This window comes from Massilia sp. 05N420 (assembly GCF_056397205.1).
The window spans coordinates 1-13,055 of record NZ_JBFTMX010000023.1; the positions used below are offsets into that span (position 1 = coordinate 1).

The following is a 13,055-nucleotide window of genomic DNA, read 5'->3' on the forward strand; positions in this document are numbered from 1 at the left end:
GGCACCGCCCGCACCGCCCTCGCCACCGGCGGCACCGGCGCCGATGCCGCCCCTGGCCGCCCCGCGCGTCGGCCCGGCCCTCGCCGCGGATGCCGGGGTGGATGCCCCGCTGCCCGAGCGCATCACCCTGCTCGACGCCGACGGCCGCTACCTGGCCGGGCGCATGCCGGATGCGATTCCGCTGGCGCGCCGTCCGGTCGAGGTGGACGGCCGCACGGCCGGCTACCTGGGCGTGGCGCGCAGTCCCCGTCCGAGCGACGCCATGGCGCTCGCCTTCCTGCAGCAGCTGAGCGCCAGCCTGTGGTGGATCGTCGGCTTCGCGGTCGCCTTCTCGGCGCTGGCGGCGATCCTGCTGGCGCGCCACTTCCGCGGCCCGATCCGAGAACTGGCGGGCGGCGCCGGCATGCTGGCCGAGGGCCGCTTCGACATCCGCCTGCCGGCAGGGCGCAGCGACGAGCTGGGCGACCTGGCGCGCCACTTCAATACCCTGGCCGAGCAGCTGGACCGTGCCGAAAGCGCGCGCCGCCAGTGGGTGGCCGATACCTCGCACGAGCTGCGCACCCCGCTGGCCGTGCTGCGCGCCCAGCTCGAGGCGATCCAGGACGGCGTTCGCAGCGCCACGCCGGCCACCCTCGACGCCATGCTGCGCCAGGTGCTGGCCCTGAACAAGCTGATCGACGAGCTGTATGCGCTGGCGCGCGCCGACATCAAGGCCCTCGACGTCAAGCCCGAGCGCCTCGACGTCTGGCAGCTGGCCGGCGCCCAGGCCCAAAGCTTCGATGCGCGGCTGCAGGCCGCCGGCCTGGCGCTCGAACTGGGCCAGGCGCCGCCGCGCGCGCAGGCCATGGCCGATCCGGACCGCATGCGCCAGGTGTTCGACAACCTGTTCGAGAACAGCCTGCGCTATACGGCCGCCGGCGGCCGCGTGGCACTGAGCGCGGAAAGCGCCGGCGCCCTGCTGCGCCTGCACCTGGACGACAGCGCGCCCGGCGTGCCGGACGATGCCCTCGATCGCCTGGCGCAGCGCTTCTACCGCGTCGACGCCTCGCGCAGCCGCGCGCACGGCGGCGCCGGCCTCGGCCTGGCCCTGTGCCGCCGCCTGCTGGAAGCCCAGGGCGCGCAGCTGTCCTTCGCACATTCTCCGCTGGGCGGCCTGCGCGCCACCGTCACGATTCCCCTTGGTTACGACTCCCATTGCGAGCATCCATGAGCGCCGACATCTTCATCGTCGAGGACGAACCCGAACTGGCGGCGCTGGTGGCCGACTACGCGCTGGCCGCCGGCTACCGGCCCACCGTGTTCGGCGACGGCGCCCTGGCCCTGGAGGCGATCCGGCGCCAGCCGCCCGCGCTGGTGGTGCTGGACCTGATGCTGCCCGGCCTGGACGGCCTGTCGGTATGCCGCGAAGTGCGCGCCTTCTCCAGCGTGCCGGTCGTGATGGTGACCGCGCGCGTCGAGGAGATCGACCGCCTGCTGGGCCTCGAACTCGGCGCCGACGACTACCTGTGCAAACCCTTCAGCCCGCGCGAGCTGATGGCCCGCATCAAGGCGATCCTGCGCCGCGCAGGCCCGGCTTCCGTGCCGGCGGTGCCGGCGATCGCCGTCGACACCGCCGCGCGCCGGATCCGCATCCATGGCCGGCCGCTGGAGCTGACGCCCACCGAATACGGCATCCTGGCGGCGCTGGCGCGGCGGCCCGGCCAGGTGTTTTCGCGCGCCCAGCTGCTCGACGCCGCGCGCGAGGGCAATGCCAGCCTCGAGGTGGCCGACCGCGCCATCGACAGCCACGTCAAGAACCTGCGGCGCAAGCTGGACGCGGCGCTGCCGGGCGTGGAAGCCATCCATGCGATCTACGGGCTCGGCTACCGCTTCGATTTATAGCCTTCTTCATTTTTTCTCCACATTCGCAATGCACCATGCACACATGGCCCGCCGCCCCGGACGGGTTCCAGCCTGAGGAGAAGAAGATGAAACATACCGCCGCCATCCTGACGTTCGCCCTGCTCTCCGGCGTCGCCGGTGCCGCCGTGGCCGACGTCCATGTCTACGTCGACTGCGATGCCAAGGGCGCCAACTGCCCGCCGCCGCCCAAGCCGCCGAAACCGCCGCGCCCGCCGGCACCACCGGCCCCGCCCGTACCCGGCGATGCGAGCGCGTACGCGCCCGCCATGCCGGCCATGCCCGCGATCCCGGCCGTGCCGGCGCCGCCCGACGTTCCGGCTCCGCCGTCCCCGCCGCCGCCGCCGAAGCTGCCGCCGGTGCCGGACAGTGCCCACGCCGACTGCGCCGCGAAGCAGCCGGGCACCCGCCTCAGCTTCACCCTGCGCCCGGGCGAAACCATGACGGGCGTCTGCGTGAAGCAGGACGGCAGGATGAGGTTCTCGCTGCGCGAATACCAGCTCACCGAGTGACTTTCACGGCGGGAGCGGGTATGCTGCAACGCATGTCGCATCCCGCCCCACCCAAACCGACACCGTCCGAACTGGAACTGCTGCGCATCCTGTGGCAAACCGGCCCGTCCACGGCCAAACAGGTGCACGAGGCGCTAGCCACCGACCGTCCCGACATGACGGCCGCCACGGTGCTGCGCCTGCTGCAGCTGATGCATGCCAAGGGCCTGCTGCTGCGCGACGAAAGCCAGCGCGCCCACGTGTATTCGCCGGCCCAGCCGCAGGACGCCCTGCAGACCAGCCTGGTCAGCGAATTGATCGTGAAAGCCTTTTCCGGCTCCGGCAAGGCGCTGGTGCTGGCCGCCCTGCGCGGCCACGTCAGCAAGAAGGAGCGCGAAGAGATCCAGCGGATCCTCAACGGCGGGAAGGAATCGTGAGCGCCGCCCCCTCGCCCGAAACGGATCCGCGCCCGCTGCCGCCGAAAGAGCCCGAGCTCGAAGACTGCTGCGGCACCGGCTGCGTCAACTGCGTGTTCGACATGTACCAGATCGCGCTCGAGAACTACGAGCGGGCCTTGAAGGCGTGGGAGGAGCGCCATCCCGGGCAGGCCGGTGCAGGCGCCTGACGCCGGCCGGGGCGAACGCCTCGGCGGCCGGCTGCGCGAGCTGCTCGGCAAGAACTCCCTGCTCCTGCTGGCGGCTCTGGTCGGCTTCGTCGGCGCCCTGGCCACGGTGGTGTTCCGCGAAGGCCTGGTCCTGATGCAGGAACTGCTCTACGGCCGCTCCGGTTCCTTCGTCGAGATCGCCGCTTCCCTGCCCTGGCATACCCGGCTGCTGCTGCCCTGTGCGGGCGGACTGCTGGCCGGCTCCCTGCTCGCCCTCGGCCGCCGCCTGCCCTCGCAGCGCCGCCCGGACTACATGGAGATCGTGGCCATCGGCGACGGCCGGGTACCGGTCCGCCTCACCCTCGTCAACGGCCTGTCTTCGCTGCTGTCGATCGCCTCCGGCGGTTCGATCGGCCGCGAAGGCTCGATGATCCAGCTGGCGGCGCTGTCGGCGTCCCTGAGCGGGCGCGCGCTGCGCCTGAACACGATGCGCCTGCGCCTGCTGGTGGCCTGCGGCGCCGCGGCCGGCATTGCCGCGGCCTATAACGCGCCGATCGCCAGCGCCTTCTTCGTCACCGAAATCGTGCTCGGCGCGATCGCCATGGAAAGCCTGGGCCCGATCATGGTGGCGGCGGTGGTCTCGAACATCACCATGCGCCACCTGCCCGGCTACCACCCGACCTACGAGATGCCTGCCTTCGCGCCGATCGCCGGTACCGAGATGCTCGCCTTCGTGGTGCTGGGCGTGCTCGCCGGGCTGGTGGCGCCGGGCTTCCTCGGCGCCCTCCAGCGCACCCGCCGCCTGTTCCAGGCATCCAGGCTGCCGCTGCCGCTGCGGCTCGCGCTCGGCGGCCTCGGGGTCGGCGCGATCTCGCTGTGGGTGCCGCAAGTCTGGGGCAACGGCTACAGCGTGGTGAACTCGCTGCTGCACCAGCCCTGGCTCTGGCAGGGCGTGCTGCTGGTACTGGTCTGCAAGGTGCTGGCCACCTGCCTGACCTGCGGCTCCGGCGCCGTCGGTGGCATCTTCACGCCGACCCTGTTCGTCGGCGCCACGGTCGGCTACCTGTTCGCGCTGGCGCTGCAGGCCCTGTGGCCCGGCGCCGCCGTGCTGCCCGCCGCCTATGTCGCGGTCGGCATGGGCGCGACCCTCGCGGCGGCCGCCAGCGCGCCGCTGATGGCGATCCTGATGATCTTCGAGATGACCCTCAGCTACCAGCTCATGCTGCCGCTGATGCTGGCCTGCGTGGTGGCCTACGCGGTGGCGCGCGCGCTAGGGGGCGCCTCGATGTACGAGATCACGGCCCAGCGCCTGGCCGAAGCCGAGGAGCGCGAACGGCTGCGCACCATGCGCATCGCGGAACTGATCCGCCCCGCCGAGACGGTGCTGCCCGACACCGCGCCGCTGTCCGCCGCCGCCGAACTGTTCGGCCAGCACAACGTCAAGTACGTCTACCTGGTCGACGGCGCCGGGCGCTACCGCGGTACGGTGGCCCTGCACGAGATCGCGCCGCGCTTCCAGGATCCGCTGCTGGCGAGCCAGCCCTGCAGCACGATGGCCCGCCGGGATGCGCTGCCGCTGCTGGACGCCGGCATGGGCCTGGACGAAGCCCTGCGCCAGTTCATGCGCCACCACGGCGAACGCCTGCCGATCGTGCGCGCACCAGGCGATCCGGAACTGCTCGGCACCGTCCACAAGACCGATCTGCTGGATGCCTATGTGCGCCTGAACCGCAGCCTGCTGCACGCCCGCATCGAGGCGTAGAATGCCCGGCATGGACCACCTGCTCGACAACATCTTCTGGAACACCCTGAGCGGCATGCACGCCCACCTGTCGGCCGGCACCGGGACGGCCAGGCGCTATGCCCCCGGGTTCTCGCCGATCGTCGGCTTTCCCGACCCGCGGCAGCCGGACTTCGCGGCGCTGGCGCCCTTCTGCGAAGCCGGCGAACACTTCTACTGCGACGCCTGGTCCGGCCCGGCGCCCGCGGGCTGGCGCATCGAGGCCGAGTCGACCATGTACCGCATGGTCTGGGACGGCGTCATGCCGGAGCGCGACGAAGCGCCGGATGCCATCCCGCTCGGGAAAGCGCATGCGGAGCAGGCGCTCGCGCTGGCCCGGCTCACCCGTCCCGGTCCCTTCGGCCCGCGCACCATCGAGCTGGGCGAGTACTTCGGCCATGTCGACGGCGGCAAGCTGATCGCAATGGCCGGCGAGCGCATGGCCGCGCCCGGGCTGCGCGAGATCAGCGGCGTCTGCACGCATCCCGATGCCCAGGGCCGCGGCTACGCGCGGCGCCTGATGCTGAAGCTGATCCGGCGCCAGCTGCTGCGCGGCGAGACGCCCTTCCTGCACGTGATGCGGGCCAACGAGGCGGCGCACGGGCTCTATCTGCGCATGGGCTTTCGCGATTATTGCGAGACGGTGGTGCGGGTGGTGACGCCGGCCTGCTGATCCGCTTCGTTCCCTGGCGAACAATCAAACCGCGCACTCGTCATTACCATCCTCTCATCCGTGGGCATTCGCTGGGAGGAGGCGCTGGTCGAGGGCGCTGCGCTCGGCCGACTGCGCCCGCCATGAGATGCAGTGCGCCTTCCTGGAACCGGACGGCAGCATCAGCATGAAGCGCAAGTAGGCGCACGTAGGCGCAAGTAAGCGCACGCCAGACATGATACAAAAATGAGAGGAAGATCAAAATTTCTGTATCACATAATTACTGAATTTCCGGGATTCAGTCGATCATGGGCACTATCTCAGCCGTACGGTGCGAGTCCCGGCCAAGCTCCGGTGCTAAGTTTTTGAGCGCATCCCAGGACGGGGTGCGTTGCAGAGACTCTGTTCAACAGGAGGTATCCATGAAACAAGTTCTGTCTGTTCTAGCACTGGCAGCGACGGCGGGGCTGGCCACCCCGGCTTTCGCCCAGACCTACAAGGCGACCGCCAGCGGCCCGGCCGAAAGTCCGCCCAACGCTTCGCCGGGCAGCAGCATGGTGACGCTCGAGTTCGCCGGCACCAACTTGACGGTCGACGTGCCGTTCAGCGGCCTGGTCGGCGACTCGACCGAGGCCCACATCCACTGCTGCACCACCACCGCCTTCACCGGCACTTCGCCGGTGGCCTTGCCGTTCACCGATTTCCCGACCGGCGTCAAGGACGGCACCTACACGAAGATCTTCTCGCTGTACGACACCGCGACCTATGACCCGGCCTTCCTGGCGGCGAATGGCGGCACGGTGTCCGGCGCGGCGACGGCCTTCGTGAACGGCATCAATGCCAACGAAGCCTACGTCAACATCCATACGACCTCGCATCCGGCTGGCGAGATCCGTGGCTTCGTGGTGGCCGCACCGGTGCCGGAACCGGCCGAGTGGGCGATGCTGGCGGGCGGCCTGGCCGGCCTCATGTGGATAGGCCGCAGGCGGCGTTGGGAAAGCTGCTGGCAGCGTTAGCCGGCAGTCCGGCTAGCCGGTAAGCAGGGCGCCGCGTTCGGCAAGCAGCTTGGCCCAGGCCGGGACCGCCTCTTGCCAGAACGCGGCCAGGGAAGCGGGCCGGGAAGCGCCCGGCCCAGCCAGGCGCAGGCCGAGGAAGCCGGCGGCTTGTTGCAGGGCCGCGACGGCGGCCTCTTCGTTACCCGGCAGGACGGCCAGCGCACCGGTCTGCTTGGACAGCTTCTCGCCGCTGGCATTGCGCACCACCGGCACGTGCAGGTAGCGCGGCGTCGGCACGCCCAGCAGGCGCTGCAGGTAGATCTGGCGTGGGGTCGAATCGAGCAGGTCGGCGCCGCGCACGACGTCGGTCACGCCCTGCTCCGCATCGTCCACCACCACGGCCAGCTGATAGGCCCAGTAGCCGTCGGCACGCTTAAGCACGAAATCCCCCGATTCCAGCGCCAGCCGCTGCTCCTGCCAGCCGGCGAAGCGGTCCTGGAAGCCGATCAGGTCTTCGCCCGGTTCCGGCACCCGCAGGCGCAGGCTGCGCGCTTCGCGGCCCGGCGCCAGGCCATGGCGGCAGGTGCCCGGATAGATGGCGGCGCCGTCCGGTCCCACGCCCAGGCGCGAATCGGCGATCTCCCTGCGGTTGCAGCCGCAGCCGTAGACGTAATCCGCGATGCGTTCGCGCGCAGCCTGGTACAGGTCCTTGCGCCGGCTCTGCCAGACGATCCCGCCGTCCGAATGCATGCCCAGCCAGTCGAGCTGAGCGAGGATGGTCTCGGCGGCGCCGGGCACGGCGCGGCCCTCGTCGATGTCCTCGATGCGGATCAGCCAGGCGCCGCCGTTGGCACGCGCGTCCAGGTAGCTGGCCAGGGCCGCCACCAGCGAACCGGCGTGCAGGGGGCCGGTGGGCGAGGGGGCGAAACGGCCGATGTAGGGGCTGGGAAGGCTCATGCTCGATGGAGAAAAGCGCAACCTTAGCACAGGCCGGGACGCGGCGCCGGACCGTGCCGGCAGCGTGATATTCTTGTCCAGGACAGAATTACGCAACAATGCTTGTAATTTCTAAAAAGCAATATACAATCTCACTTTGTCCTGGACAAAACATCAACCAAGAACAATGAGGAACCCATGCTGTCTACCCTGAACGTCGTCGCCTTCGGCAAGGACGACATCGACAACACCCTGTCCCGCCTGTCCGGCCAGCAGATCGACGAACTGGCCTTCGGCGCCATCCAGCTCGATGCGCAGGGCAAGGTGCTGCGCTACAACCAGGCGGAAGCGATGATCACCGGCCGCCATGCGAGCGCCGTGATCGGCACCAATTTCTTCCGCGACGTCGCGCCCTGCACCAACACCGCCCGCTTCAAGGGCGTGTTCGATGCCGGCGTGCGCGCCAACAACCTGAACACGATGTTCGAGTACGTGTTCGACTACAAGATGACGCCGACCAAGGTGAAGATCCACATGAAGAAGGCCATCAGCGACGGCACCTTCTGGATCTTCGTCAAGCGCCTGTAAGCGATGCGGGAACCCGGCCTTGACCTCGCCCCATGGTGGGCCGATCGCGGCGCGCTGCGGCGCTTCGTCGCCGATCTGGTGGCGGCCGAACTGACGGCGCTGCGCCACGAACGGATCCTGCCCGACGGCTGGAGCGGCGCGCTGTCGCTGGACCAGGACCTCGGCGTCGATTCGCTGGAGCTGCTGCAGCTGGCCGGCGCGCTGGCCGAAGCCCTGCAGATGCAGCGCAGCGGGATCGAGGATTACCTGCTGGCGCGCCGCACCCTGGACGGCTGGCTCGACATCGCCACCGCCGCCCTGCAGCACTGGAGCGAGGAAGTCACCTTCCGCACCTCGGGCAGCACCGGCGAGCCGAAGCGCTGCAGCCACGAACTGGTCCTGCTGGAACAGGAAGCGGCGGCGCTGGCCGCGCTGTTCCCGCGCCGCCGGCGCCTGCTGCTGGCCGTGCCCTGCCATCACATCTACGGCTTCCTGTTCGGCGTCCTGCTGCCGCGCCACCTCGGCCTCGCACCGGACCAGGTGCTGAGCGTGCGTGCGCGCCTGCCTTCCCAGCTCGCGCGCCACGTCCTGCCCGGCGACCTGGTGATCGGCCATCCGCATGTCTGGCAGGATGCGCTCGGCGCCGGCGCGGCTTTTCCGGACGACGTGGACGGCGCCAGCTCGACCGCGCCCTGCCCCGACGCGGTGGCCGAGCGCGCCGAGGCGGCGGGACTGAGGCTGGTGCAGGTGTATGGCGCCTCCGAGACCGGCGGCCTGGGATGGCGCGCCTCGCACCGCGAACCCTACCGCCTGATGCCCTACCTGGACCGCGCGCCGGACGGCGTCGACGCCCTGCTGCGCAGCTGCCCCGACGGCCGCACCGCGCTGCTGCGCCCGCAGGACACCCTGGAATGGCAGGCGCCCGACCTGTTCATGGTGGGCGCGCGGCGCGACGCCGCGGTCCAGGTGGGCGGCACCAATGTGTTCCCGGAGCGGGTGCGCCAGGTGCTGCTCGAGCATCCGATGGTGGAAGACGCTGCGGTGCGCCTGATGCGCCCCGACGAGGGCATGCGCCTGAAGGCCTTCATCGTGCCGCGCGCCGGCGCCGGCGAGGGTTTCACGCGCGAGCGTTTCACGAGGGAGCTAAGGGCCTGGATCGACACCAGGCTGGCGGCGCCGGAGCGCCCGAAGGCGATCACGCTGGGCGAGCGCATCCCGCGCGGCGCACTCGACAAGCCGGCCGACTGGAGCATCGGCCCCACGAACGGCTAGAATAAACGCCTACATGACGATATCGACCACCTCCCCCGCCGCTCCCGCATCGGCCGGTTTGAGCATCGCCGCCGTCGAGCGCGAGACCCGGCTGTCCAAGGATGTGCTGCGGGTCTGGGAGCGCCGCTACGRCTTTCCGCAGCCGGTACGGGATGCGAACGGCGAACGCTGCTACCCGGCCGACCAGGTCGAGCGCCTGCGCCTCATGAAGCGCCTGATGGACCAGGGCCACCGCCCCGGCGCACTGGCCGCGATGGCGCACCCGGAACTCGCCGCCCTGGCCGCGCCGGAGCGCGCCGCGCTGGCCGACGATGCGCTGGACGGCGCCAACCTGCGCCTGCTGAAGATGATCGCCGCGCGCGACCCGGCCGCCTTCCGTCACGCGCTGCGGCAGTCGCTGGCGCGCCAGGGACTCGAACGCTTCGTCGAGCAGACCATGGCGCCGCTCACGGTAGCCGTCGGCGCCTGCTGGGAAGACGGCAGCTTCGACGTCTTCGACGAACATTTCTATACCGAGTCGGCGGAACGGCTGCTGCGCCAGGCGCTGGCCGACCTGCCCGGCGCGCGCCACGGTGCGCGCATCCTCCTCACCACCGTTCCCGGCGAGGCCCACGGCCTCGGTCTCATGATGGCGGAAACCATGTTCGCGCTGGAGGGCGCAAGCTGCATCTCGCTGGGCACCGAGACCCCGCTGCAGGACATCGCGCGCGCCGCCGCGGCCTATGGCGTGGGCGTGGTCGCGCTGTCGTTCTCGGCCGCCTATCCGCGCCGCCAGGTGGCACCGGTGCTGCTGCAGCTGCGCCAGGCCCTGCCCGATGGGGTGGAATTGTGGGCCGGCGGCGCCGGCGTGGAAAGGCTGGAGGAAGTCGCCGGCGTGCGCCTGCTGCCGACCCTGGACAGCGGCCGCCAGGCCCTGGCCGGCCTCAAGGCCTGATCAGGCGGCCTGCGCTTCCCAGCCCTGCAGCTGGGCGATGAATTCGTCCAGCGGTACCGGACGCGAAAAGAGGAAGCCTTGCATGGCCGGCTGGCGGTTGGCCGCCAGGAAGTCCGCCTGCTGCTGGGTCTCGACGCCCTCCGCCACCACGCGCAGGCCGAGGTGGTCGGCCATCGCCAGGATCGACTGCACGATCGCGGTGCCGTTGGCATCGCCCGGGGTATCGCGGATGAAGCTCTTGTCGATCTTCAGTTCGAACAGCGGCATCTTCTTCAGGTAGGCCAGGCTCGAATAGCCGGTGCCGAAATCGTCGATCGAGAAGCGGATGCCCATGCGCGCCAGCTCGTGCATGCGGCCGACGGTTTCGTTCAGGTCATTGACCAGCAGGCCTTCGGTGACCTCGAAGATCAGCTGGGAAGCCGGGGCCCCGGTCTCGACCAGCACCGCGCACACCTGGTCGACGAAATCGGGCTGGCGGAACTGCAGCGGGCTGACGTTCACCGACAGCGGCACCGCGAGGCCGGCGCGGTCCAGGCGCAGCCAGGACAGGCAGGCCTGGCGCAAGGCCCACTGGCCGAGAGGCAGGATCAGGCCGCTCGATTCGGCGGCCGGGATGAAGACGTCCGGGGCGACCATCGTGCCGTCGGCGCGGCGCCAGCGCATCAGCAGCTCGGCGCCGACCGGCCTGCGCTCGTGATCGATCTGCAGCTGCAGGTGCATCGCCAGCTCGCCGTTCTCCATCGCGGCGGCGAGGTCGCGCTCGAGGGTCAGCTTGCGCTCGGCCTCGGTCAGCATGCTGGATTCGAACAGGGTCACGCCGTTGCGGCCGGCCACCTTGGCGCGGTACATCGCGGTATCGGCTTCGCGCAGCAGGTCCTGTCCGGTCCTGCCGCCGCGCAGCGGCAGCGCGACGCCGATGCTGGCCGAGGCGTGATAGAGCTGGCCGCCGATCTCGACGTCCTCGGCCAGGGCGGCGCGGATCTTCTCGGCCACCACCTGCGCGGCGCCGGTGGCGCGCTGCACGTCGCGGCCCAGGTTCTCGAGCAGCACCACGAATTCGTCGCCGCCCAGGCGCGCCACGGTATCGCCCTGGCGCAGCACCGCCGCCACGCGCTGGGCCGCATGCTTGAGCATGACGTCGCCGATCGCATGGCCGCGCGCATCGTTGATGGTCTTGAAGTTGTCGAGGTCGATGAACAGCACCGCGCCCAGTCCGCCGCCGGTGTGGGCCCGCACGACCATGGCGTCGAGGCGCTCGATCAGCAGGCGCCGGTTGGGCAGGCCGGTGAGCACGTCGTAGAAGGCCAGGCGGTGGATGGCGTCGGCGGCGTTCTTGCGGTCGGTGATGTCGCGCCCGACCACCACCCAGTGGGTATTGCGGCCGCCTTCGCCGGCGAAGGGCACCAGCTCCATCTCGACCCAGTATTGTTCGCCGTTCCTGGCGTAGTTTACCAGTTCGGAGGTCACCGCTTCGCCGCGCGCCATGGCGTCGACGATGCGCCGGACTTCGTGGTCGTCGGTCTCGGGGCCGTGCAGCACGCGCATGCTGCGCCCGACGATCTCCTCGCGCGAGTAGCCGGTGCGGCGCACGAAGGCGTCGTTGGCAAAGATGATCGGCTGTTCAGCCCCTTCGCGGTGATCCACTTTCGCGATCAGCACCATGTCGTTCAGGCGCGCCACCGCGGCCGAGGTCAGGCGCAGCTCGGCGTTCAGCTCGTGCAGCCGGGCGTGGCCCTCCTCGAGCGAGTCGGCGGTCCGGCTCAGCTCTTCCATCGAGCTGTCGAGGCGTTGCAGCAGGCCGCCGCAGGTCAGGGTGATCAAGGCGCCGACGAACAGGTAGTTCAGGGTGACGATCAGGCAGGGCAGCAGCGCATGCTCTTCCATGCCGGTCACGTAGAGCCGGGCGTAACCGCCGAGGCCGAGGAAGAAGATGGAGGCGCCGCAGAAGCAGAGCGCGCCGAGCGCCGGCCGCATGCCCAGCAGGACCACGCCCAGCACGGGCAGCGCCATCAGGAAGATCTGGCTGACCGGGCCGATGGTGAGCATCAGGCCGATGCCGATCATGTACAGGATCGCGAGGAAGTTCAGGACCCTGAAGGTGTAGTTCAGGCGCGGCAGGCGCCACAGCGCGGCCACCCAGGCCAGCGCCACGCTGTCCATCAGTGCGACCGGCCACAAGCCTTCGCTGATGGACAGGCCGATGCTGGGCACCGCAGCCAGCGTACCGAGCAGGACGACATACGACAGCAGGGATTCGAAAACCCTGGAGCGCCAGTGTGCGATGTCGTAGTAGGTTCCCATTAAGCCGAGGGCCAATTGTTGCAAAGCAACATTCTATGTGAGCGCGGGTCGCCTGTCAGCATTTGCAGGAAAGCCTGTTGTGCGCGCGGGACGAAACAATAGCTTCAAGAAACTGAACAGTTAATGAACATTTACTTGGCGGGCGCGGCCTCGGCTTTCCTGGCCAGCGCCGTCACCTGCGCGGCGATCTCGTTCGGCACCGCGATCGACAGCTGGTAGTGCAGGATCTCGAAGCCCTTGCCGGTCTTGCGGATCACGCCGCTGGCCATGCAGTGGCCCATATTGGCGGTGTCGAGCAGTTCGTCGAACCAGATCAGCTTGCCGTCATCGGAGGCATAGACGTTGCGGCGGCTGGCCTTGAAGGTCCAGGCCGACTTCTTGCCCTCGAAATATTTGCGGGCCCAGGCCTTGAAGGCGTCGCGCTGCCACAGCTCGCTGCGGTCGGTGCCGATGTAGACGCCGTCCGGCGCCATCTTGTCGAAATAGGCCATGCGGGCATGGGCCGCGTCGTCGTGCCAGGCGTCGACGAAGGCGTTCACCTGCTTTGCCAGCGCGGGGTCGGCATTCGCGGCCTGGGCGATTCCGGCGAAGAACAGGCAGCACGCGAGGAGCAGCGATTTCATG

General features: G+C 69.7%; 14 protein-coding genes. 11 read left to right on the plus strand and 3 right to left on the minus strand.

Annotated features, from left to right (window positions below; translation table 11 throughout):
* The 8 genes from AC1DIX_RS16100 to AC1DIX_RS16135 form a co-directional block, all read left to right on the plus strand.
* The coding region (locus AC1DIX_RS16100) for an ATP-binding protein (protein ID WP_477325673.1) at positions 1-1,210 on the plus strand (1,210 nt) is incomplete at its 5' end.
* Positions 1,207-1,881, plus strand: coding sequence for a response regulator (locus AC1DIX_RS16105; protein ID WP_442121924.1), 675 nt, complete (start codon positions 1,207-1,209; stop codon positions 1,879-1,881). The genes AC1DIX_RS16100 and AC1DIX_RS16105, both read left to right, overlap by 4 nt.
* An 86-nt stretch (positions 1,882-1,967) precedes the next feature.
* The gene (locus AC1DIX_RS16110; protein WP_477325675.1) at positions 1,968-2,411 is read left to right on the plus strand and encodes a hypothetical protein; all 444 of its coding nucleotides are present in this window, start codon (positions 1,968-1,970) and stop codon (positions 2,409-2,411) included.
* Between the two features lie 20 nt (positions 2,412-2,431).
* On the plus strand, positions 2,432-2,827 hold the full coding sequence (locus AC1DIX_RS16115; protein WP_442121926.1) for a BlaI/MecI/CopY family transcriptional regulator: 396 nt from the start codon (positions 2,432-2,434) through the stop codon (positions 2,825-2,827).
* Positions 2,824-3,015 (plus strand): oxidoreductase-like domain-containing protein, encoded by a 192-nt coding sequence (locus AC1DIX_RS16120; RefSeq protein WP_442121927.1) that lies wholly within the window; start codon positions 2,824-2,826, stop codon positions 3,013-3,015. Before AC1DIX_RS16115 ends, AC1DIX_RS16120 begins: the two co-directional genes overlap by 4 nt.
* Complete coding sequence (locus AC1DIX_RS16125) at positions 3,002-4,756, plus strand: ClcB-like voltage-gated chloride channel protein (RefSeq protein WP_477325677.1); 1,755 nt, start codon at positions 3,002-3,004, stop codon at positions 4,754-4,756. Before AC1DIX_RS16120 ends, AC1DIX_RS16125 begins: the two co-directional genes overlap by 14 nt.
* A gap of 10 nt (positions 4,757-4,766) precedes the next feature.
* A complete protein-coding gene (locus tag AC1DIX_RS16130) occupies positions 4,767-5,447 on the plus strand; it encodes a GNAT family N-acetyltransferase (RefSeq protein WP_442121929.1) in 681 nt (226 codons plus the stop codon).
* A 401-nt stretch (positions 5,448-5,848) separates the two neighbouring features.
* A complete protein-coding gene (locus AC1DIX_RS16135; protein WP_477325679.1) occupies positions 5,849-6,442 on the plus strand; it encodes a CHRD domain-containing protein in 594 nt (197 codons plus the stop codon).
* A 12-nt stretch (positions 6,443-6,454) separates the two neighbouring features.
* On the opposite strand, the gene gluQRS is transcribed toward AC1DIX_RS16135, so the two are convergent.
* Complete coding sequence (gene gluQRS / locus AC1DIX_RS16140; protein ID WP_477325681.1) at positions 6,455-7,378, minus strand: tRNA glutamyl-Q(34) synthetase GluQRS; 924 nt, start codon at positions 7,376-7,378, stop codon at positions 6,455-6,457.
* Between the two features lie 177 nt (positions 7,379-7,555).
* On the opposite strand from gluQRS, the gene pyp reads away from it, so the two are divergent.
* The 3 genes from pyp to AC1DIX_RS16155 are packed head-to-tail and all read left to right on the plus strand — an operon-like array spanning position 7,556 to position 10,130.
* The gene (gene pyp / locus AC1DIX_RS16145) at positions 7,556-7,945 is read left to right on the plus strand and encodes a photoactive yellow protein (protein WP_477325683.1); all 390 of its coding nucleotides are present in this window, start codon (positions 7,556-7,558) and stop codon (positions 7,943-7,945) included.
* Between the two features lie 3 nt (positions 7,946-7,948).
* Entirely contained in the window at positions 7,949-9,196 is a 1,248-nt protein-coding gene (locus tag AC1DIX_RS16150; RefSeq protein ID WP_477325685.1) for an AMP-binding protein, read from the plus strand.
* Between the two features lie 13 nt (positions 9,197-9,209).
* Entirely contained in the window at positions 9,210-10,130 is a 921-nt protein-coding gene (locus AC1DIX_RS16155) for a MerR family transcriptional regulator (RefSeq protein WP_477325687.1), read from the plus strand.
* Here the strand turns inward: AC1DIX_RS16155 and AC1DIX_RS16160 are convergent, their stop codons facing one another.
* Together AC1DIX_RS16160 and AC1DIX_RS16165 are read right to left on the minus strand one after the other, a co-directional pair.
* Entirely contained in the window at positions 10,131-12,431 is a 2,301-nt protein-coding gene (locus tag AC1DIX_RS16160; protein ID WP_477325689.1) for a putative bifunctional diguanylate cyclase/phosphodiesterase, read from the minus strand. It abuts the gene before it with no gap.
* 131 nt (positions 12,432-12,562) lie between these two features.
* A complete protein-coding gene (locus AC1DIX_RS16165; protein ID WP_477325691.1) occupies positions 12,563-13,054 on the minus strand; it encodes a nuclear transport factor 2 family protein in 492 nt (163 codons plus the stop codon).
* Position 13,055: the final 1 nt, after the last annotated feature.

Excerpts from the sequence above, each read along its gene's own strand:
- AC1DIX_RS16105 (WP_442121924.1), top strand. The coding sequence starts at position 1,207 with ATGAGCGCCGACATCTTCATCGTCGAGGACGAACCCGAACTGGCGGCG.
- AC1DIX_RS16110 (WP_477325675.1), top strand. The coding sequence starts at position 1,968 with ATGAAACATACCGCCGCCATCCTGACGTTCGCCCTGCTCTCCGGCGTC.
- AC1DIX_RS16115 (WP_442121926.1), top strand. The coding sequence starts at position 2,432 with ATGCTGCAACGCATGTCGCATCCCGCCCCACCCAAACCGACACCGTCC.
- AC1DIX_RS16130 (WP_442121929.1), top strand. The coding sequence starts at position 4,767 with ATGGACCACCTGCTCGACAACATCTTCTGGAACACCCTGAGCGGCATG.
- AC1DIX_RS16135 (WP_477325679.1), top strand. The coding sequence starts at position 5,849 with ATGAAACAAGTTCTGTCTGTTCTAGCACTGGCAGCGACGGCGGGGCTG.
- gluQRS (WP_477325681.1), bottom strand. The coding sequence starts at position 7,378 with ATGAGCCTTCCCAGCCCCTACATCGGCCGTTTCGCCCCCTCGCCCACC.
- pyp (WP_477325683.1), top strand. The coding sequence starts at position 7,556 with ATGCTGTCTACCCTGAACGTCGTCGCCTTCGGCAAGGACGACATCGAC.
- AC1DIX_RS16150 (WP_477325685.1), top strand. The coding sequence starts at position 7,949 with ATGCGGGAACCCGGCCTTGACCTCGCCCCATGGTGGGCCGATCGCGGC.
- AC1DIX_RS16160 (WP_477325689.1), bottom strand. The coding sequence starts at position 12,431 with ATGGGAACCTACTACGACATCGCACACTGGCGCTCCAGGGTTTTCGAA.
- AC1DIX_RS16165 (WP_477325691.1), bottom strand. The coding sequence starts at position 13,054 with ATGAAATCGCTGCTCCTCGCGTGCTGCCTGTTCTTCGCCGGAATCGCC.